Annotated in this window: 15 protein-coding genes; 10 read left to right on the top strand and 5 right to left on the bottom strand. The window is 74.7% G+C overall.

What is annotated here, in order from left to right; genetic code table 11:
• Window positions 1–11: 11 nt before the first annotated feature.
• On the bottom strand, window positions 12–1046 hold the full coding sequence (locus tag ASG49_RS02395; protein WP_056536616.1) for an acyl-CoA desaturase: 1035 nt from the start codon (window positions 1044–1046) through the stop codon (window positions 12–14).
• Window positions 1047–1139: 93 nt separating this feature from the next.
• Here ASG49_RS02395 and ASG49_RS02390 point away from each other — a divergent pair, with 93 nt between their 5' ends.
• The gene (locus tag ASG49_RS02390) at window positions 1140–2090 is read left to right on the top strand and encodes a pyridoxal-phosphate dependent enzyme (protein WP_056536614.1); all 951 of its coding nucleotides are present in this window, start codon (window positions 1140–1142) and stop codon (window positions 2088–2090) included.
• A 3-nt stretch (window positions 2091–2093) separates the two neighbouring features.
• Here ASG49_RS02390 and ASG49_RS02385 read toward each other — a convergent pair whose 3' ends face one another.
• Complete coding sequence (locus ASG49_RS02385) at window positions 2094–4367, bottom strand: glycoside hydrolase family 3 C-terminal domain-containing protein (protein ID WP_056536612.1); 2274 nt, start codon at window positions 4365–4367, stop codon at window positions 2094–2096.
• Window positions 4368–4503: 136 nt separating this feature from the next.
• On the opposite strand from ASG49_RS02385, the gene ASG49_RS02380 reads away from it, so the two are divergent.
• Both ASG49_RS02380 and ASG49_RS02375 read left to right on the top strand, forming a co-directional pair.
• Window positions 4504–5694, top strand: a complete 1191-nt coding sequence (locus tag ASG49_RS02380) for a cell wall metabolism sensor histidine kinase WalK (RefSeq protein ID WP_056536609.1) — start codon at window positions 4504–4506, stop codon at window positions 5692–5694.
• Between the two features lie 5 nt (window positions 5695–5699).
• Window positions 5700–6593 carry an alpha/beta fold hydrolase gene (locus ASG49_RS02375; protein ID WP_056536606.1) on the top strand — a complete coding sequence of 298 codons (894 nt, stop codon included), beginning with the start codon at window positions 5700–5702 and terminating at the stop codon, window positions 6591–6593.
• 90 nt (window positions 6594–6683) lie between these two features.
• Here ASG49_RS02375 and ASG49_RS02370 read toward each other — a convergent pair whose 3' ends face one another.
• Complete coding sequence (locus tag ASG49_RS02370) at window positions 6684–8825, bottom strand: DEAD/DEAH box helicase (protein WP_056536603.1); 2142 nt, start codon at window positions 8823–8825, stop codon at window positions 6684–6686.
• Between the two features lie 301 nt (window positions 8826–9126).
• On the opposite strand from ASG49_RS02370, the gene ASG49_RS02365 reads away from it, so the two are divergent.
• The 5 genes from ASG49_RS02365 to ASG49_RS02345 all read left to right on the top strand — a co-directional run bounded on the left by ASG49_RS02365 (window position 9127) and on the right by ASG49_RS02345 (window position 16105).
• Window positions 9127–10272, top strand: coding sequence for an SDR family oxidoreductase (locus tag ASG49_RS02365; RefSeq protein WP_056536600.1), 1146 nt, complete (start codon window positions 9127–9129; stop codon window positions 10270–10272).
• A gap of 4 nt (window positions 10273–10276) precedes the next feature.
• Window positions 10277–12079, top strand: coding sequence for an acyl-CoA dehydrogenase (locus ASG49_RS02360; RefSeq protein ID WP_056536597.1), 1803 nt, complete (start codon window positions 10277–10279; stop codon window positions 12077–12079).
• Window positions 12080–12149: 70 nt separating this feature from the next.
• A complete protein-coding gene (locus ASG49_RS02355; protein ID WP_056536594.1) occupies window positions 12150–13409 on the top strand; it encodes a lipase family protein in 1260 nt (419 codons plus the stop codon).
• Between the two features lie 142 nt (window positions 13410–13551).
• On the top strand, window positions 13552–14286 hold the full coding sequence (locus ASG49_RS02350; RefSeq protein ID WP_056536591.1) for a hypothetical protein: 735 nt from the start codon (window positions 13552–13554) through the stop codon (window positions 14284–14286).
• Window positions 14287–14329: 43 nt separating this feature from the next.
• Window positions 14330–16105, top strand: coding sequence for a glycoside hydrolase family 2 protein (locus tag ASG49_RS02345; RefSeq protein ID WP_056536588.1), 1776 nt, complete (start codon window positions 14330–14332; stop codon window positions 16103–16105).
• Here ASG49_RS02345 and ASG49_RS02340 read toward each other — a convergent pair.
• Entirely contained in the window at window positions 16102–16737 is a 636-nt protein-coding gene (locus ASG49_RS02340) for a YigZ family protein (protein WP_235561865.1), read from the bottom strand. The two genes, ASG49_RS02345 and ASG49_RS02340, sit on opposite strands and share 4 nt — an antisense overlap.
• A 44-nt stretch (window positions 16738–16781) precedes the next feature.
• On the opposite strand from ASG49_RS02340, the gene ASG49_RS02335 reads away from it, so the two are divergent.
• A complete protein-coding gene (locus ASG49_RS02335; protein WP_056536582.1) occupies window positions 16782–17669 on the top strand; it encodes a cobalamin-binding protein in 888 nt (295 codons plus the stop codon).
• Between the two features lie 252 nt (window positions 17670–17921).
• Here ASG49_RS02335 and ASG49_RS02330 read toward each other — a convergent pair whose 3' ends face one another.
• A complete protein-coding gene (locus ASG49_RS02330) occupies window positions 17922–19292 on the bottom strand; it encodes a cystathionine beta-synthase (RefSeq protein ID WP_056536579.1) in 1371 nt (456 codons plus the stop codon).
• Between the two features lie 43 nt (window positions 19293–19335).
• Between ASG49_RS02330 and ASG49_RS02325 the strand changes: the two genes are divergently transcribed.
• The gene (locus ASG49_RS02325; RefSeq protein ID WP_056536576.1) at window positions 19336–20391 is read left to right on the top strand and encodes an SGNH/GDSL hydrolase family protein; all 1056 of its coding nucleotides are present in this window, start codon (window positions 19336–19338) and stop codon (window positions 20389–20391) included.
• The last annotated feature ends 3 nt before the right edge of the window (window positions 20392–20394 follow it).

Raw genomic sequence — 20394 nt, 5'->3', positions numbered from 1 at the left:
CGACAGCGGCCTCAGGCCGCGACGCGCTCCCGCAGCCGGCTGCCGACGGCGTGGAGGTGCTTGAGCCCCGCGGCGTACGCCGTGCCGGCCCCCGCCTCGGCGTAGGGCACCCCGCGCTCCGCGCAGAAGCGGCGTACGACGGGCTGGGCGTGGCGCAGGTTGGACCGCGGCATGCTCGGGAACAGGTGGTGCTCGATCTGGTAGTTCAGCCCGCCCAGCGCCGCGTCGACGAACCGGCCACCGCGGATGTTGCGCGAGGTCAGCACCTGCCGCAGCAGCGGGTCGGCCGCCTCGACGGGCCCCAGCGTCGGCATCCCCTTGTGGCCCGGCGCGAAGGACAGCCCGAGGTAGAGCCCCTGGAGCATCTTGTGCACCAGCCCGAACACGATGGCCTGGGCCCAGGTCAGCGTCGTCACGAGCAGCAGGACGTACGCCGCGAGGTGGGCCACCAGCAGCGTCGCCTCGGCCCACCGGTCGCGCAGCCCGGGCCTGAACAGCTCGCGGACGCTCGAGACGTGCAGCGCGAACGCCTCGCCCAGCAGCATCGGCACGAACAGCGCCGCCTGGTGGCGGGTGACCCAGCCGACGAACCCGCCCCGGCGCTCCTCGGCCTGGTCGGCGTCCCAGACCAGCGCGCCGACGGCGACGTCGGGGTCGGTGGCGAGGTCGTTGGGGTGCGCGTGGTGGGCGTTGTGCTTGGCCACCCACCAGCCGTAGGACAGCCCGGCGAGCCCGTTGCCGACCCCGATGCCGAGCACCCGGGTGGCGACGCGGCCGCGGGTGACCTGGCGGTGGCCGATGTCGTGGCCGAGGAAGCCGTACTGCGTGGAGAGCACCGCGAGCACCGGCGCCCCCAGCAGCAGCCACCACGAGTCGCGCCAGACCACCATCGCCACGACGACGAGCGCAGTCAGCACCAGCGCCACCGCGCCGACGCCGGCGTAGAAGCCGCGACGTGGCTCGAGCAGGCCGAGGCCACGGATCTCCTTGGCCAGCAGGGCGTAGCCCGCCCCGGGACTGGTCGCTGCGGTCGGTGCTGCGGTCATGGCGACCTTCCCCTGACTGCCCGCGCCCCGGTCCCGACGGGACGGGCGGGACGGCCCTCCCGGCGAGAGTACGCCCTGTGCCAGGGTCGGGCCATGGCTGACCGCACCGTCCTGGGCACCTATCCCACCCCCGTCGAGCCGGCCCCCCGGCTGGCCCGGGCCCTCGGCCTCGGCGATGCCGACCTCGTGGTCAAGCGCGACGACCTGCTCGGCCTGGGCGGCGGCGGCAACAAGGTCCGCAAGCTGGAGCGGACCACCGCCGAGGCACTCGCCCGCGGTGCGACCACCCTGGTCACCACCGGTGCCGCGCAGAGCAACCACGCCCGGCTGACCGCGGCCGCCGGCGCCCGGCTCGGGCTCGCCGTCGAGCTGGTGCTGGCCGGCGAGGCCCCCCACGGGGACCCGACCGGCAACCTGCTGCTCGACCACCTCCTCGGTGCCCGGCTCCACTGGGCCGGCCACGTCGACACACCCGGCCTGGAGCGACGGGCCGCGGAGCGGGTCGCCGAGCTCGGCGACGCGGCGTACCTCGTGCCCTACGGCGGCTCCAACGCCGTCGGCGCCCAGGCGTACGCCGACGCAGGGGCCGAGCTGCTGGAGCAGGTGCCCGACGCGGCGCACGTCGTGGTGGCCGTCGGCTCCGGCGGCACCATGGCCGGTCTGCTCGCCGCGCTCGGCACCGACCGGGTGCTGGGCGTGGACACCGGCGCGACCGGAGACCCCGAGGTGCGGGTGCGGCGGCTCGCGGCCGAGTTCGGCGCCGACCTCACCGGGGAGCTGCGGCTGCGGCACGACCAGGTGGGCGAGGGCTACTCGGCGCTCCCGCAGCCGGTCCGCGACGCCCTGGTGCTGGCGGCGCGCACCGAGGGCATGGTGCTCGACCCCGTCTACACCGGCCGGGCGCTGGCGGGGCTGGTGGCGGCCGTCGCCGAGGGGGACGTACGCCGCCGCGAGCGCACCGTGCTGCTGCACACCGGCGGGCTCCCGGGACTCTTCGGGTCGGCGGCGGTGCCCGGCTTCGCGGCCGGCCTCGGACCCGCCTGACCGCTACCGGTCGAGCCGCTCCACCAGCCCGGACAGCGCCGCGTGGTCGAGGCCCGCGGTGCCGAAGCCGGCGAGCGTGGTGAGCGGCATCGTGCCGATCACCGCGACCATGTGCTCGTCGGCCAGGATCCCGCCGCCGCCCTGCTGCTCGAACAGCTCGGCCAGCAGCACGCGCCCCCGGTCGTCGGCCAGCCACTCGTGCAGCGTCGAGTCCGGCCCGAGCGGGGCCGCGAGCGACGGGGCGTCGAGGTGCACCCGCGACGCGTGCGGCAGGTCGCGCGAGGAGGTGCCGACGTGCAGCACGAAGTCGCCTGCCTCCACCGCCCAGCGCCGGTGCAGCTCCGACCAGTGGGCGAACGACCGCTCGTCGAGGTGCAGCACCGCCTCGCCGGTCTCCCCCGGCTCCGGGGCGACCCGGTCGAAGGCCTTGAGCTCGCGGTGCGGCCTGGTCACCGTCGCGTCGGGCGCCGCGACGTAGAGCTGGACGACCTCGGCCCCGGCGCGCTCGCCGGTGTTGGTGACCGCGACCCGGACCACGACGGCGAGGTCGCCGTCGGCGACGCTGCCGGTCACCTCGACGCGCGGCTCGGCCAGCGCGAACGTGGTGTAGGACAGGCCGAACCCGAACGGGTGGCTGACCTCCTGCGCGCGGGCGTCGAAGCCGCGGTAGCCGACGAAGAGCCCCTCGCCGTAGCGCACCACCTGGGAGTCGCCGGGGAAGCCGAGGTAGGAGGGGGTGTCCTCCAGCCGCAGCGGCACCGTCTCGGCGAGCTTGCCCGCGGGGGTGGCGCGGCCGGTGAGCAGGTCGGCGAGCCCGCCGCCGGCGGCCTGTCCCCCGAGCCAGCACTCCAGCACCGCGCCGACGCGGTGCTCCCAGTCCGAGATCCGCACCACCGAGCCGTTGGCGAGCACCACGACGACGCGGTCGTGCACGCGCGCGACGGCGTCGAGCAGGGCCAGCTGGTCGGCGGGCAGCTCGAGGTGGGTCCGGTCGAAGCCCTCGGACTCCGCGGCCGCCGGCAGGCCGAGGCACAGCACCACGGTGTCGGCTCGGGCGGCGAGGTCGCGGGCCTCGGTGAGCAGCGCCTCGTCGGGCTCGCCGTCGAGGACGAACCCCGCAGCGTGCTCCACCTGCGCCCCCGGCAGCGCCGCGCGGAGCTCCTCGAGCGGCACGTCGACGCGGGTCGGGTTGACCTGGGAGCTGCCGGCGCCCTGGTAGCGCGGCTCGGTCGCGAACGCCCCCAGGACGGCCACCACCCCTCCGGCGTCGGGGTCCAGCGGCAGCAGGCCGCCCTCGTTGCGCAGCAGCACCGCCGAGGCGGCCGCGGCGCGACGGGCCAGGGCGTGGTGCTCCTCGGCGCGGCTGGCCGGGGCGGGGGTGTCGCCGGCGGCCTCGAGCGTGGGCTGGGCGCGGCGTACGAGCTCCAGGACGCGGCGGGCGCCGAGGTCCAGGACCTCGGGCGGCAGCCGGTGGGAACGCGCGGCGTCGAGGAGCGCGGTGTCGCTGACCCCGCGCTGCGGGGGCATCTCGAGGTCGAGTCCCGCGGCGAGGGCCGCGACGCGGTCGTGGACCGCGCCCCAGTCGGAGACCACCAGACCGGTGAAGCCCCACTCGTCGCGCAGCACCTCGGTGAGCAGCCAGTGGTGCTCCGAGGCGTAGGTGCCGTTGACCTTGTTGTAGGCGCACATCACCGTCCACGGCTGGGCCCCGGTGACGACGCGCTCGAAGGCGGGCAGGTAGATCTCGCGCAGCGTGCGCTCGTCGACCTCGGCGCTGACCCGCAGCCGGTCGTCCTCCTGGTTGTTGGCGGCGAAGTGCTTCACCGAGGTGCCGACCCCGCCCGCCTGGAGCTCCTGGACGAGCGCGAGCGCCAGCTCGCCGGCGAGGTGGGGGTCCTCGGAGAGGTACTCGAAGTTGCGCCCGCACAGCGGCGACCGCTTGATGTTCACGCCGGGGCCGAGCACCACCGAGACGCCCTGCTCGCGGGCCTCGTGGGCCAGCGCGGCGCCGACCTCGGCCAGCAGGGCGCGGTCCCACGACGACGCGAGGCCGGCGGCCGGCGGGAAGCAGGTGGCGGGCAGGCTGCCGCCGATGCCGGCGTGGTCGCCCTCGTCGGGCTGCATCCGCAGGCCGTGCGGGCCGTCGGCCACCATCACCCGTGGGACGCCGAGACGCTCCACCGCGGCGGTGTGCCAGAAGTCGCCCCCCATCACCAGCGAGACCTTCTCCTCGAGCGTGAGCTGGGGCAGCACGTCGTCGACGTCGAGCGGGGTCACGGGTCCTCCAGGGGTCCTCGGGGGCGCTGCCGACGCTAGCGCGCCCGGAAGCGACGTCACGACCCGCGAGGTCTGCCGTTTCTGTCACGATGTGCCCTGACCCCGCCGGGGCCGTGCGAGGAAGGAGTCGGCGCGCGTGACGTCGCCTGGAAGTGACAGCACCGGACCCCACGACCCGTCCGACCGGCACGCCGCCGCCGAGCGCGACGCCGAGGCCCTCCGCGAGAGCACCGAGCGCTACCGGGCGCTGTTCTTCGACAACCCTCACGCCACGTTCTCCCTCGACCCCGAGGGCCGGTTCCAGGACGCCAACGCGGTCACCGTCGAGCTGAGCGGCTACCCCCTCGAGCAGCTGCGCACGATGCGGTTCGACGAGGTCCTCGTGGCCGAGGCCCTGCCCGACGCGGTGGCGGCCTTCGAGGGTGCGCTGGGGCGGGAGTCGCAGAAGCTGCACACGCAGATCCGCAACGCGGCCGGCGAGGCGATGGAGCTCAACGTGGCCCTCGTCCCGGTCGTCGTCGAGGGCGAGGTCGTCGAGCTGCACGGCGTGGCCGAGGACATGACCCGCGAGAACGCCATGATGCGTGACCTCGAGGAGGCGCGGCGTACGGCGGAGGACGCGGCCACCGCCAAGACCATGTTCCTGGCCAACATGAGCCACGAGGTGCGCACGCCGCTGACCAGCGTGCTCGGCGCGACCGAGCTGCTGGCCGACGGCGAGCTCGACGAGGAGCAGCGCCACCTTGTCGACGTCGTGCACCGGTCCGGGGAGCGGCTGCTGCTGCTCGTCAACGACATCCTCGACATCTCCCGCCTCGAGGCGGGCCGGCTCCGGCTCGACCCCGTCGAGCTGGTGGTGACCGACATCGTCGACGACCTGCGGGCGTGGGCCGAGCCCCTGGCCGTACGCCGCGGCCTGCGGCTGCGCTGCGAGGTCGCGGGCGACCTGCCCCGCCTCGTCGCCGACCCGGCGCGGCTCTCGCAGGTGCTGACCAACCTCGTCGGCAACGCGGTGAAGTTCACCGAGGACGGCGAGATCGCCATCCTGGCCGTCACCACGACGGCCGCCCTGGGCGCGGGGGGAGCCGACGCGCCGGCCGTCCGGTTCGAGGTCGTCGACACCGGGGCCGGCATCCCTCCGGAGCTGCTGGAGTCGCTGTTCGAGCCGTTCAGCCAGCTCGACTCCTCCCAGACCCGACGCCACGGCGGCGCCGGGCTGGGCCTGGCGATCTGCCGCGAGCTGGTCGACCTGATGGGCGGACGGCTCGAGGCGACCAGCACCCCCGGCGAGGGCAGCAGCTTCCGCGTGACGCTCCCGGCAGGATGAGCCGCATGGACCTGCTCCCCGGCTTCGACACCCTCGACCTCGACGTCGCGGGCGTCCGGGTGCACGCCCGGGTGGCGGGCTCCGGGACGCCGGTGCTGCTGCTCCACGGCTACCCGCAGAACCACCTGATGTGGCACCGCGTCGCCCCGACGCTGGCCGAGCACCACACCGTCGTGCTCGCCGACCTGCGCGGCTACGGCGACAGCGACCGGCCCGTCGACGCGCCCGACGAGCCCGCCCACACGGCGTACTCCAAGCGCGCGACGGCCGCTGACCAGGTCGGGCTGATGCGCGCGCTGGGCCACGAGCGGTTCGCCGTGGTCGGCCACGACCGCGGCGCTCGAGTGACCCACCGGCTGTGCCTGGACCACCCCGACGCCGTCACCCGCGCCGCGGTGCTCGACGTCGCGCCCACCCGGCACGTGCTGCACCACGTCGACCTCGCGCTGGCACGCACCTACGAGCACTGGTTCTTCCTCAGCCAGGAGAACGACCTGCCCGAGCGGCTGATCGGCTCCGACCCCGGCGGCTACCTGCGCGCCAAGCTGGGCGCCTGGTCGGCGGTGCCCGACGCCTTCGACGAGGCGGCGGTGGCCGACTACGTCCGCTGCTTCTCCGACCCGGCCGTCGTCCACGCCAGCTGCGAGGACTACCGCGCGGCGGTCACCGTCGACCTCGCGCTCGACGACGCCGACGCGGCTGCCGGACGTCGCGTCGAGGTCCCGCTGCTGGTGCTGTGGGGCTCGCGGGGGTTCGTCGGTGCGGCGTACGACGTGGAGGCGGTGTGGCAGCAGTACGCCACCGACGTCACCGCCCGCGCCCTCGACTGCGGCCACTTCCTCCCCGAGGAGGCCCCCGACGAGACCGCGACCGCGATCGCGGCCTTCCTCGCCGACTGACCACCCACGCGACCGGGCACTTCTGCCGGCCGGGACCCGCACTCCTGCCCGGTCGGCGCCTCCCAGGTCAGCACAGCTGCCCGGTCGGCGTCAGGCGGCCTGCTCCACCAGCGCGTCGGTGAGCAGGGTGACGAGGGCCTCGAGCTGGACGTCGACCGAGGTGGCGACGTCCTCGCCGGCACCGTCGAGCGCGCGGGCGGCGAGGCCGGCCTTGCGGTCGATGACCTCGGCGATGCGGGTGTCGATCGTCTGCGTGGCGATGATGCGCCAGGCGGTGACCGGCTCCTCCTGGCCGATGCGGTGGACGCGGTCGATCGCCTGGGTCTGCTCGGCGTCGGTCCACGACAGCTCGGCCAGCACCAGGTTGGAGGCGACCTGGAGGTTGAGGCCCACGCCCGCGGCGGTCAGCGAGCACACGGCGATGCTGACGTCGGGGTCGTTGACGAAGGCGTCGATCTGCTCCTGGCGGTGCTTGGTGGTCTGGTCGCCGCGGATCGAGGAGTACCGCAGGCCGCGCTTGGTGAAGACCTCGGCGGCCTGGTCCATGACGTCGACGTGCTTGGCGAAGAAGACGACCTTGCCGACGCTGCGGGCCAGCTGGGCGGCGTAGTCGGCCGCCAGCCCGGCCTTGGCCTGGCCGATGCGGCGCAGCATCCCGAAGACGTTCTCGCCGCCCTCGCTGCTGCCGTCCTCGCGCTCCCACTGGGCGACGCGGCGGACCAGCTCGTGGTCGATGCCCTCGCCGGTGCGGCCCGAGGACCGCGTGGCCATGGCGCTCTCGTAGCGACCCACGAGCCGGCGGGCCAGCTCGCGCTCGGCCTCGCGGATCGAGCGGCCGGCCTCGTCGTCGAGCTCGACCGGCAGGTCGGCGACCCGGCGGGCGGGGATGTCAGCGGCGACGTCGACCTTGCGGCGGCGCACGATGCCCTGGTCGACCACGCTCTGCCGCGCGGCCGGGTAGAAGCCCGGGTCCTGCGGGGTCAGGCCGGTCTCCTCCAGCGACTCCATGAGGTCGCCGAGCGGGACCTTGTCGTTGATCCAGCCCAGGAACTCCCAGATCGCCTGGAAGTCCTCGATGTCGTTGATCAGCGGGGTGCCGGTGAGCGCCATCAGCAGCGGCCGACCGGCCCGGGCCCGGATCTTCTCCGACAGGTGGAGCACGTGCTGGGAGCGCTGCGACTGCTTGTTCTTGATGAAGTGCGCCTCGTCGACGACCATGCCGCGGAAGCCGAACTCGCCCAGCCAGCCGACGTGGCGGTCGAGCACCTCGTAGTTGACGACCACGATGTCGGCGAACCCGTCGACGTCGCGGCCGTCGCCGTGGATCACGGTGGCCGGTCGGGCGGGCGTCCACAGGCCGGCCTCGCGGGCCCAGTTGGTCTTGACGACGTTGGGCACCACGACGAGCAGCGGGAACGCGTCGGCGGCCTGCGCGGCGAGCAGCGCCTGCGCGGTCTTGCCCAGGCCGGGCTCGTCGGCGAGCAGGAAGGTGCGGTGGCCGCCGGCGGCGGAGGCGACGAGCTGGGCCTGGTGGGGCATCAGCTCGAGGCCGTCGGGTGCCTGGAAGGCCCCCGGGTCGGCCTCGAGGTCGGGCAGCGCCATGCAGGCGGACGCGCCGGCGCCGGCGTACTCGAAGGAGCGGAAGAGCGGGCCGAGCAGCTCCCAGCCGGCGAGCCGCCGGGCCTGGGTGCGGACCTGGCGGGCGTTGGTGAAGTCGGGGACGAGGAAGGGGTTCGCGAGCTGGCGGGAGACCACCGACTGCGGCACCACCTGCCGGTGCGTGGCGGGCAGGACGACGTCGTCGACCTGGGGCTCGGGCTCCTCGGGGGCCTCGAGGCCGGCCTCCTCGAGCATCTCGCGCATCAGCACCTTGGCCGACTCGCTGATCTCGGCGTTCTCGTCGAGCAGGGTGAACAGCGTGCTGTCGCGGGCGGCGGTGGTGGCCAGGATGGTGGCGATGCCGTCGAGCCGCTTGAGCTGCTCGCCGCGGCGCGACTCGTTGAGCTCGGTGTCGGCCTTGACGCGGGTGCGCTCCTCGCGGGCGAGGAGCGCGACGACCTGGAACTTGCTGCGGACCGACGGCATCACCGAGCCACGGCCGACGGCGTTCTCGACCTCGCGGACGGTGCGCGCGAGCACGGGGATGATGCCCTCGTTGTCGACCGCGCGCGTGCGACGTCGCTGCTGCGTGCCTCGGCGGGCGCCGTTCTGGCGCTGGCCTCCTCGAGCCACAGGTTCCTCCTGTCGGTGTGCCCGGGTACGCCACCTCGACGAGCCCGGTCCGGGGCTGCTGCGGAGCGGCCCCGGTGACGCACCGGGTCCGCGGTCGAGGACCAGGTGCGGCGGATCTGCGGCGGACGGCGGGCGTCCGCTTCCTGCTGGGTCGGTCCCCACGCTGCTGCTCGCGTGGCCTGGGCGACCTCCGGGTCGGGCCACGACGGGCCACCTCCGGGTGGGACCGCAGCCGTCGAGACGGCTGCTCTGCGCCTCATCGTACCCCCGGAACGTTGGATGGTGCGCCTAACGTCGGTCCGTGACTTCTTCCGACGCCCCCTCGTCCTCCGTCCCGCCCGTGCCCACCCCCGCACCGGACGGGTCGACCGCGCTGGTCGTGGGTGCCACCGGCATCTCCGGCGCCGCCCTGTCCGCCCGTCTCGTCGACGCCGGCTGCCACGTGCTCGGCCTGTCCCGCAGCGGCCGCGACCTGCCCGGCCTGGAGTCCGTGGAGACGGTGCGGGCCGACCTCACCGACGCCGAGGAGCTGCGCACCGCCCTGGCCGACCACCGGCCCACCCACGTCTTCCTCACCGCCTGGGCGCGGCAGGACACCGAGGACGAGAACATCCGCGTCAACGCCGGGATGGTGCGCGACGTGCTCGACGCCGTCCGCGCGGGCGGGTCGGTGCGCCACGTGGCACTGCTGACCGGCCTGAAGCACTACCTCGGCCCGTTCGAGGCCTACGGCCAGGGCGAGGTGCCGGACACGCCGTTCCACGAGGACGAGGAGCGGCTGCCCCACAAGAACTTCTACTACGCCCAGGAGGACGAGCTGTTCGCCGCGGCCGAGCGCGACGGCTTCACCTGGAGCGTCCACCGCGCGCACACGATCATCGGCGCCGCGCTGGGCAACGCGATGAACATGGGCCAGACCCTCGCCGCGTACGCCGCGATCTGCCGCGAGCTCGACCGGCCGTTCGTGTTCCCGGGCTCGGAGACGCAGTGGAACGGCGTCACCGACATGACCGACGCCGACCTGCTGGCCGAGCAGCTGCACTGGGCGGCGACGACCCCGGCGGCCGCCGACACCGCCTTCAACGTCGCGAACGGCGACGTCTTCCGCTGGCGCTGGCTGTGGCCGCGGCTGGCCGACCGGCTCGGCGTACGCCCCGAGGGGTACGCCGACGCGCCGCGCCCGCTCGAGGAGCAGATGGCCGACGCCGCACCGACCTGGCGCACCATCGCCGAGCGCGAGGGCCTGCGCGAGACCGACGTCGACCGCGTCGCCTCGTGGTGGCACACCGACGGCGACCTCGGCCGCGAGATGGAGTGCCTGACCGACCTGGCCCGCAGCCGCCGCGCCGGCTTCACCGGCCACCGCGTCACCCTCGACGCCTTCCTCGACCTCTTCGACCGGCTCGAGGCGGACGGGGTCGTGCCCGCGCCGCCGGTGGCAGGCTGACCCCATGGCCTCCTCGCTGATCATGTCGCGCCGCGACCTCGACTTCCTGCTGCACGACTGGCTCCGGGTCGAGCGGCTCGTCGAGCGGGAGCGGTACGCCGAGCACGACCGCGAGACCTTCGACGCCGTGCTCGACCTCGCCGAGCAGCTCGCGACCGAGCACTTCGCCCCGCTCAACCGCGAGGCCGACACGCACGAGCCGTACGTCGGCGAGGACGGCCGCGTCGTGCAGCCGGAGTCGGTGAAGGCGGCGCTGGCGGCCTACACCGCCTCGGGGCTGCCCACCAGCGTCTTCGACCACGAGCTCGGTGGCATGCAGCTGCCGTTCGTGGTCCACCAGGCGGCGTCGAGCTGGTTCCAGGCCGCCAGCATCGGCGCCTTCGCCTACCCCTTCCTCGCCGAGGGCAACGCCAACCTGCTCGCGACCTACGGCACCCCCGAGCAGGTCGCGACGTACGCCGTCCCGGTGGTCGAGGGGCGCTGGTACGGCACCATGGCGCTCTCCGAGCCGCAGGCCGGCTCCTCGCTCGGCGACATCACCACCCGGGCGGTGCGGCAGGACGACGGCAGCTACCGGCTGACCGGCACCAAGATGTGGATCTCCGGCGGCGACCACGAGCTGGCCGAGAACATCGTCCACCTGGTGCTGGCCCGCACGCCCGACGCGTCGCCCGGCACCAAGGGCATCTCGCTGTTCATCGTGCCCAAGCACCTCCCGGCCGAGGACGGCTCGGTCGGCGAGCGCAACGACGTCGCGCTGGTCGGGCTCAACCACAAGATGGGCTACCGCGCGACCACGAACACGCTGCTCAACTTCGGCGAGGGCCTGGCCACGCCGGGCGGTCGGGCGGGCGCAGTCGGCCACCTCGTCGGCGAGGAGGGCCGCGGCCTGACCTACATGTTCCACATGATGAACGAGGCGAGGGTCAGCGTCGGTGCGGGCGCGATGGCGCTCGGCTACACCGGCTACCTGCACTCCCTGGAGTACGCCCGGGTCCGCACGCAGGGCCGCCCGCTGGACCGCAAGGACCCCACGACGCCCCCGGTGCCGCTCGTCGAGCACGCCGACGTGCGCCGGATGCTGCTGGCGCAGAAGTCCTACGCCGAGGGCGCGCTCGCCCTCGTGCTGTTCTGCGCCCACCTCGTCGACGAGTCGCGCACCCACCCCGACGCCGAGACCGCCCACGAGGCCGAGCAGCTGCTCTCGCTGCTGACCCCGGTCGCCAAGTCGTGGCCCTCGCAGTGGTGCCTGGCCGCCAACGACCTCGCGATCCAGGTGCACGGCGGCTACGGCTACACCCGTGACTACGTCGTCGAGCAGCTCTACCGCGACAACCGGCTCAACCCGATCCACGAGGGCACCCACGGCATCCAGGCCCAGGACCTGCTGGGCCGCAAGGTCGTCGAGGGCGGCGGTCGGTCGCTGGGCGTGCTCGGCGCCCGCGTCACGGCCACCGTCGCGGCGGCCCGGGCCGCCGGCGGCGAGCCCGCGGCGTACGCCGACCGGCTGGACCGCACCTGGACCGAGCTGCTGCGCGTCACCGGCGTGCTGTGGGAGAAGGGCGACCCGGCGCTGGCGCTGGCCAACGCGACGCCCTACCTCGAGGCCTTCGGCCACGTGGTGGTGGCGTGGCTGTGGCTCGAGCAGCTGGTCGCGGTGGGCGACGGCGACGAGCCGTTCCACCACGGCAAGCGGGCCGCGGCGCGCTACTTCTACGCCTTCGAGCTCCCCACCACCGGGCCGAGGCTCGACCTGCTGGCCTCGCTCGACACCACGACGCTGGACCTCGACCCGACCGTGCTCTGACACGCCAGGATTACCGCGCGGTAACGACGGGTAGGAACCGGGTCTCACCGCGTCGACCCCCTGGAGCGTCATGCACCCGCACCGCCGTCCCCGTCGTCTCGCCGCAGCAGCGGTCGCCCTGGCCACCCCGGTCGCGCTCCTGGCCGGCACGGCACCCGCCGCGAGCGCCGCGACCGTGACGGCCCCGGTCGCCGCGGACGACGCGGCCTTCTACACGCCGCCCGCGAGCGTCGACGGCGCCCCCGGCACCGTGATCCGCAGCGAGCCGTCGGCGTTCTACCTCGACCCCGCCCGGACGCTGCGGGCCGACGCCGACGTGCAGCGGGTGATGTACGTCAGCACCGACCGCAACGGGGAGCGGATCGCCGTGACCGGCAGCGTGCTCACGCCGCGCCGCGCGTGGTCCGGTCCCGGCGAGCGCCCGGTCGTCGGCTTCGCCGTCGGCACCCAGGGGCTCGGCGACCAGTGCGCCCCCTCGCGCCAGCTCAACGCCGGTACGGAGTACGAGGGCGGCTTCGTCAAGGGCCTGCTGAGCCGCGGCTACGGCATCGCGATCACCGACTACGAGGGCCTGGGCACGCCCGGCACCCACACCTACGTCAGCCGCGAGGTGACCGGACGCGCCACCCTCGACGTGGTCCGCGCGGCCCAGGCGCTGCCGGCGGCGAACCTCCCCGACGCCGGCCGGGTCGCCCTCACCGGCTACTCCCAGGGCGGGGGCGCCACCGCCGCGGCCGCCGAGATCGCCGCGTCGTACGCCCCGGAGCTGCGGCTGGCGGGCGTCGTGGCCGGCGCCGTGCCCGGTGACCTGAAGGCGGTGGCCGACAACCTCGACGGCTCGCCCTACTTCGCCTTCCTGGGGTACGCCGTGGCCGGGCTGGCCGCCAGCTACGACATCGACACCGACCCCTACCTCAACCCCCGCGGCGAGCAGGTGCTCGAGGAGCTCGAGGGCCAGTGCACCGTGGAGTCGGTGGCCCGCTACCCCTTCACCCGGTCGGCGACCCTCACCGCGGACGGCCGGCCGCTCACCGCCTACCTCGACGAGCCGCCGTTCGACACTGTCGTGGCGGAGCAGAAGATCGGCGACGGCCGGAAGCCGTCGGTGCCGGCGCTGGTCACCCAGAGCGTCGCCGACGACGTCATCCCCTTCACCGTGGGTCGCGACGTCGCCCGGCGCTGGTGCGCCCAGGGTGCGACGGTCCGGTTCGCCCCCAACGCCGCCCCCACCCACGTCGGCGGCGCCGTCGCGTCGTACCCGGAGTCGCTGGCCTTCCTCGAGGCCCGCTTCGCCGGCAAGCCGGCCGTCAGCACCTGCGGCACCTTCTGAGGGCACCGAGGTCGACTACGGAGACCGTGGCACGTGCCACGGTCTCCATAGCGTCCTCCCAGCGCCGCCCGCGCCGTGGGTCGACTCACCCCTCGCACGCGCGATTGGTCGGGTTTGAGGCCCCTGGGGCACACTGGCCCGCATGAGCGACCAGTTCCCGCCGCCCGCCCAGCCGCCCCACGACGGGACGCCCGCCGCGGGCGCGACCCCGGGCGGCGCCGGCGGCACGACGCCCCCGCCCCCCACCGAGGGCTACGGCACGCCGGGCGGTGCGCCCCCGCCGCCCCCGCCGGAGAAGAAGTCGCGCAAGAAGCTGGTCATCGGCATCGTCGCCGCCGTGGTCGCCCTGGCGCTGGTCGCCGGCGCCGCTGTGGTGGCGGTCGTGGCGCTCACCGGGCCCGACGAGCACACCCTGACGATCACCGACACCGCCGGCGGCATGAAGCGTGACAGCGCCAAGGAGGCCGAGCTCAAGGAGCAGCTCACCGCCGCCGAGGAGCAGTTCAAGACGCAGGCCAAGCGGGTCAGCTACGTCCGCTCGGGCGTCTACGACCAGGACGACACCAAGCGCGGCCCCAAGGGCGCGCTGGTCTTCCTCGGCGCCAAGATCGACGGCCAGCAGGACCCCGCGAAGTTCGTCTCCTCCTTCCGCAAGCAGGCCGAGACCAACGGCTTCAAGACCGAGAAGGTGTCCGCGGGCGAGGGCGGTGGCCAGGCCGTGTGCGCCTACCAGGGCACCGGCCAGAAGATCGCCATCTGCGCCTGGGCGACCAACGACACGATGGGCGAGCTGGTCCCGACCGTGGCCGGCTACGACAGCAAGCAGCTCGCCTCGCTGCTCCTCGACGTGCGCGAGGACGTCGAGAAGCAGGACTGAGGACGCCCCGGGCGCGCTCGGGGAGTGCCATGCTCCTGCCGTGATGACACGGTGGGGCCGCACGGTCGACCCCGACGCGCCGCTCCCCGAGCACCCGCGCCCCCAGCGCGAGCGCGCGACCTGGCGCAGCCTCAACGGGGTCTGGGAGCACGCCTTCACCCACCAGCCCACCCCGCCCACGGCGTACGACGGCCCGATCGTGGTGCCGTTCTCCCCCGAGGCGCCGCTGTCCGGTGTCGGGCGGCAGCTCCGCCCCGACGAGTGGCTCTGGTACCGCCGTGCGCTCACCACGCCCGACGTCGAGCCCGGTGGCCGGGTGCTGCTCCACCTCGGCGCGGTGGACCAGCAGGCGAGCGTCCGTGTCGACGGCGTCGAGGTCGGCGAGCACACCGGGGGCTACCTGCCCTTCACCCTCGACGTCACCGACGCCCTCGGGTCGCCCGGCAGCGAGCACGAGCTGGTGGTGCGGGTCCGCGACCGCTCCGAGACCGCCCCCCACGCCCGCGGCAAGCAGCGGCTGGACCGCGGCGAGATCTGGTACACCGCCCAGTCGGGCATCTGGCAGACCGTCTGGCTGGAGTGGCTGCCCGCCGGCCACGTCGCCGACCTGGAGGTCACCCCGGTCCTGTCCCCCGACCTCGCCGAGGCGTCGCTGGAGGTGCGGCTCGACCTGGTCGGGGCCGGGCGCGCCACCGTGGTGGTGAGCACCGCCGAGGACGGCGAGGTGGCCCGCGCGTCGGTGGGGTCCGGCGCGACGGCCCGGCTGCCGCTGCGCGTCGTACGCCCGTGGTCGCCCGAGCACCCCCAGCTGTACGACGTGACGGTGACCCACGGCGAGGACCGCGTCACCTCCTACACCGCGCTGCGCACCCTCGGCACCGGCCGGGACGCCGACGGGCACGCGCGGCTGCTGCTGAACGGTCGGACCTACCCCCACGTGGGCGTGCTCGACCAGGGCTACTGGCCCGACGGGCTGCTGACCGCGCCGAGCGACGCGGCGATGGTGCACGACATCGCCACCATGAAGGACCTCGGGTTCACGGTGCTGCGCAAGCACGCCAAGGTCGAGCCGCTGCGGTGGTACGCCCACTGCGACCGGCTCGGGATGCTGGTGTGGCAGGACGTCGTCAACGGGGGCGGCCGCTACCGCGCCCTCACCACCACGCGGCCGGCCCGCCTGCCGCTGCCGATCCCCGACCGGCTGCACGGGCTGTTCGGCCGCCAGGACGCCGACGGCCGGGCCGAGCTGACCCGCGAGCTGCACGAGACCGTCGCGCTGCTCGGCGCCAGCCCGTCGGTGGTCGTCTGGACGCTGTTCAACGAGGGCTGGGGCCAGTTCGACGCCAACGCCCACGCCCGCGCCGTACGCCGCCAGGACCCCACCCGACCGGTCAACCACGTCAGCGGCTGGGTCGACCAGGGCGGCGGCGACGTGCGCAGCTTCCACGCCTACCTCCGGCCCTTCACCCTGCCCCGGCTGCACCGGCCCCGGTGGTGGCGCCGCGTCGTCGCGCTCACCGAGTACGGCGGCCACAGCCTGCGCGTGCCCGGGCACGACTGGAGCGACCGCGAGTTCGGCTACCGCCACCACGACGACGCGGCCGCCCTCACCGCGGCCTTCGAGCAGCTGCACGAGGGCCTGGTGGAGGCTGCCCGGGACGGGCTGGCCGCCACCGTCTGGACCCAGCTCAGCGACGTCGAGGACGAGCTCAACGGGCTGCTGACCTACGACCGCGAGGTGCTCAAGCCCGACGCCGACGCGGTGCGGGCCGTGACCGCCCGGCTGCGGGCCGCCATGACCGGCTCCGGGGGCCGCTAGCGCCCGGCGTCCACCCACTGCCGGCCGACCAGCCGCGGTTCGGCCGTCCCGCCCGTCAGCTCGGCGACCGTCTCCTCCACCACGTGGCGCGCCGCCGGCGGCACCGAGAGCCGGAGCTGGGCCTCGCCGGTGTACTCCACGCCGAGGACCTTGGCGCCGCGCGAGCGCAGCGCGTGCTCGAGCCGGCCGACCTCGGCGATGTCGACGCTCACCTCGCACAGGTCGTGGAGCACCCGCTCGAGGGTCCCGACCTCGTCGAGCGCGGCGCGGGCGGCGTCGGCGTACGCCCGGGTCAGGCCGCCGGTGCCGAGCAGCACGCCGCCGAACCAACGGCTCACCACCACGACGACGTCGCTCAGCCCCCGACCGCGCAGCTGCGCCAGGATCGGCGGGCCGGCGGTGCCGGCGGGCTCACCGTCGTCGCTGGCCTGCTCCAGGGTGCGCTCGGGGCCCACGACGAAGGCCGAGCAGTGGTGGCGGGCGTCCCAGTGCTGCCGGCGCAGCGTCTCCACGACCGCCCGGGCCTCCTGCTCGTCGGTGACGCGGGCGACGGTCCCCCGGAAGCGGGAGCGCTCCACCTCGGTCTCGGCCCAGCCGTCGCGCGCGACGGTGAGGTAGGCGGTGCTGGTCACGGCGCCGATCATCGCAGCATCGACCGCCTGCGACGATGGCGTCCATGCGCGTGGTCTCCCTGCTGCCGTCGACGACCGAGATCCTGTTCGCGATCGGGGCCGGCGACGACGTCGTCGGCGTCACCTTCGAGTGCGACCACCCGCCCGAGGCCCGCTCCCGCACCATCGTGTCGACCAGCGCGCTCCCCGAGGGCCTCGACCCGGCGGGCATCGACGCCTTCGTGGCGCAGGCGATGGGGGCCGGGGAGGACCTCTACCACCTCGACGCCGGCGCGCTGGCCGGGCTGGACGCGGACCTGGTGGTCACCCAGGACCTGTGCGCGGTCTGCGCCGTCGACGTCTCGGTGGTCGACGACGCGCTGGCCCACCTCGGCTGCACCGCCGAGGTGCTCACCATCGACCCCCACACGCTCGACGAGGTGCTCGACTCGGTCCTGGTCCTCGGCCGCGCCACCGGACGGGAGCCGGCCGCCGCGGAGCTGGTGGCGGGGCTGCGGTCCCGGCTGTTCCTGGTCGCCGCCCGGTCCTCGCTGCGCGGGTCGCGCCGGCCCCGGGTCGCGGTGCTGGAGTGGACCGACCCCGCCTTCTCCCCCGGCCACTGGGTGCCCGAGATGGTGGAGCTGGCCGGCGGCGAGTCCGTGCTCGGCCGCGCCGGCGAGAAGTCGGTGCGCCTGGGCTGGGACGCCGTCCGCGACGCGGCGCCCGACGTCGTGGTCTGCGCCCCGTGCGGCTTCGAGCTGCCGCGGTCGGTGGAGCTGGCCGAGCAGCTGCTGGCCCGCGACGTGCTGCCTGCGGGCGTGCCGGTGTGGGCGGTGGACGCCAACGCGTCGTACGCCCGTCCGGGGCCGCGGCTGGTGGACGGTGTCGAGCAGCTCGAGCAGATCCTCACCGGGCGTACGCCGGACCCGGCCGCAGCCCGCCGCGTCCGCTAGTGGCCGCTGGACGGCCGCGGGCACCCCGTCAGGGCGGGAAGCCGGCAGACGACGGGGTGACCTTGGGAGTGTCACCCCGCCGTCCTCGACTGACGACGGACGTGGAGGGGCCTGCTGCGCAGGCCGTCCGCCTCCGGCCGCACGCGCGGCGGCCGGTGTGGGTGCACCGCCGCTCGCGCGTGGGACCAGCCTACGTTCCCCCCGCACGAAGCGCGAGGGACACGGCCATTTCCGGCCCCCTCGCCGCGGGGGTCAGTCGGCGGTGACGAAGCCCAGCAGGTCCTGGCGCGTGAGCACGCCGATCGGCCGGCCGTCCTCCTGCACGAGCACCGCGTCGGCGTCGCGCAGGGCGGCGACCGCCTCGGGCACGCCCGCCCCGGCGCCCATGGTCGGCAGCGGGTCGTCCATGTGGTCCTCGACCTGGTCGGCAAGACGGGCCTTGCCGCCGTACAGCGCGTCCAGCAGACGGCGCTCGGACACCGAGCCGGCCACCTCGGCCGCCATCACGGGAGGCTCGGCGCGGACGACGGGCATCTGCGAGACGCCGTACTCCTGCAGGATCGCGACCGCCTCGGCGATGGTCTCGGTCGGGTGGGTGTGCACCAGGTCGGGGATGTCGCCCTTCTTGGCGCGCAGCACCTCCCCGACGCTCTGGCCGCTGTGCGGGTCGGTCAGGAAGCCGTAGCGGGCCAGCCACTCGTCGTTGAACACCTTGGTGAGGTAGCCACGGCCGCTGTCGGGCAGCAGCACCACGATCACGGCGTCCGGGTCGTCGAGCTCCTGGGCCAGCTGGACCGCCGCGAAGGCGGCCATGCCGGCGGAGCCACCGACGAGCATGCCCTCCTCGCGGGCGAGCCGGCGGGTGAAGTGGAAGGAGTCACCGTCGGAGACCTCGATGACGCGGTCGGCGACGCCGCGGTCGTAGGTGTCGGGCCAGAAGTCCTCACCGACGCCCTCGACGAGGTAGGGGCGGCCGGTGCCGCCGGAGTAGACCGAGCCGTGCGGGTCGGCGCCGACCACCTGGATGTCGGGGTTCTGCTCCTTGAGGTAGCGACCGACGCCACTGATGGTGCCGCCGGTGCCCATGCCGGTCACGAAGTGGGTGATCCGGCCCTCGGTCTGCTCCCAGATCTCGGGGCCGGTCTGCTCGTAGTGCGACAGCGGGTTGTTGGGGTTGGCGTACTGGTTGGGCTTCCAGGCGCCGTCGATCTCGCGGGTCAGCCGGTCCGAGACGCTGTAGTAGCTGTCGGGGTGCTCCGGGGCGACCGCGGTCGGGCAGACGACCACCTCCGCGCCGTAGGCCTTGAGGACGTTGCGCTTGTCCTCGCTGACCTTGTCGGGGCAGACGAAGACGCAGGAGTAGCCGCGCTGCTGGGCCACCAGGGCCAGCCCGACGCCGGTGTTGCCCGAGGTCGGCTCGACGATGGTGCCGCCGGGCTTCAGCTCGCCGCTGGCCTCGGCCGCGTCGATCATCTTGACCGCGATCCGGTCCTTCACCGAGCCACCCGGGTTGAGGTACTCGATCTTGGCGAGCACGAGCGACGAGGTGGTGCCGGCCGTGCGGTTGAGCCGGACCAGCGGGGTGTTGCCGATCAGCTCGAGGAGGGAGTTGGCGTACTTCATGGGCCCAACCTATGCCGCGACCGGCACTCACTAGGATCGCGGCGTGGCACGAGCAGCAGCGGTACGCCGGATCGCGGCGGCGGCCGTCTACGGGGGCGGTGGCCTGACCGCGCTCGGGGCCTCCCTGTACGGCGTGCTGCGGGCCGAGGCGAAGTTCGCCCGGCACACCATCGGCGAGGCCGACGGCCGCGTCCGGGACGCCACCGGGTGGTACGGCCGCGGTCGCCCCGGTCCCGCCCTGCGGCTGGCGCTGCTCGGCGACTCCAGCGCCGCCGGCTACGGCGTGCGCACCGTGGAGGAGACGCCCGGCGCCTGGCTGGGCTCCGGCGTCGCCGAGCGGGCCGACCGCCGGGTCCACCTCCGCGAGTACGCCAAGGTCGGCGCCCAGAGCAGCGGCCTGGACAACCAGGTCACCGCCGCGCTGAGCGCCTCCCCCGACGTCGCCATCATCTACATCGGCGCCAACGACGTGACCCACGCGGTGCTGCCGTCCGCGTCGGTGCGCCACCTCTCGGCGGCCGTGCGCCGCCTCACCGAGGCCGGCACGGCGGTGGTGGTGGGCACCTGTCCCGACCTCGGCACCATCCAGCCGCTGCCGCCGCCGCTGCGCCAGGTCGCGCGGATCTGGTCGCGGCAGCTGGCGGCCGCCCAGACCATCGCCGTCGTCGAGGCCGGCGGCCGCACGGTCTCGCTGGCCTCGATCCTGGGCGAGGAGTTCGCCGCCGCCCCGGCCCTGCTCTTCGGTCCCGACCGGTTCCACCCCTCCGCCCGCGGCTACGAGTCGATGGCGCGCGTGATGGTGCCCTCGGTGCTCGCGGCCCTGGGCCTCGGCGAGACCGAGGAGGACGCGCCCCGCGCCGGACGCGGCGAGGCCGTGCTGCCCATCGGGTACGCCGCCGCCAAGGCCAGCGAGAGCCCCGGCACCGAGATCGACGGCACCGAGGTCGGCGGCGCCACCCGTGGCGTCGGCGGCCGCTGGGTGACGCTGATGCGCCGGCGGCTGCTCCCGACCGGCACCGCCCAGACCCCCGACGGCGCCGAGGGCGCGCCGGAGGACGCAGGAGCCCCGGCCGAGGACTCGGCCGGGGCTCCCGGGTGACGC

Origin of the sequence: Marmoricola sp. Leaf446, from assembly GCF_001424755.1 — a bacterium.
Taxonomy (GTDB): Bacteria; Actinomycetota; Actinomycetes; order Propionibacteriales; family Nocardioidaceae; genus Marmoricola.
Note: the sequence above shows the minus strand (reverse complement) of the source record. Positions and strands in the feature narration are given on the sequence as shown.

Coding starts and splice junctions, on each gene's coding strand:
- ASG49_RS02345 (WP_056536588.1), top strand. CDS start 14,330: ATGACACGGTGGGGCCGCACGGTCGACCCCGACGCGCCGCTCCCCGAG.
- ASG49_RS02395 (WP_056536616.1), bottom strand. CDS start 1,046: ATGACCGCAGCACCGACCGCAGCGACCAGTCCCGGGGCGGGCTACGCC.
- ASG49_RS02330 (WP_056536579.1), bottom strand. CDS start 19,292: ATGAAGTACGCCAACTCCCTCCTCGAGCTGATCGGCAACACCCCGCTG.
- ASG49_RS02360 (WP_056536597.1), top strand. CDS start 10,277: ATGGCCTCCTCGCTGATCATGTCGCGCCGCGACCTCGACTTCCTGCTG.
- ASG49_RS02350 (WP_056536591.1), top strand. CDS start 13,552: ATGAGCGACCAGTTCCCGCCGCCCGCCCAGCCGCCCCACGACGGGACG.
- ASG49_RS02390 (WP_056536614.1), top strand. CDS start 1,140: ATGGCTGACCGCACCGTCCTGGGCACCTATCCCACCCCCGTCGAGCCG.
- ASG49_RS02375 (WP_056536606.1), top strand. CDS start 5,700: ATGGACCTGCTCCCCGGCTTCGACACCCTCGACCTCGACGTCGCGGGC.
- ASG49_RS02335 (WP_056536582.1), top strand. CDS start 16,782: ATGCGCGTGGTCTCCCTGCTGCCGTCGACGACCGAGATCCTGTTCGCG.
- ASG49_RS02355 (WP_056536594.1), top strand. CDS start 12,150: ATGCACCCGCACCGCCGTCCCCGTCGTCTCGCCGCAGCAGCGGTCGCC.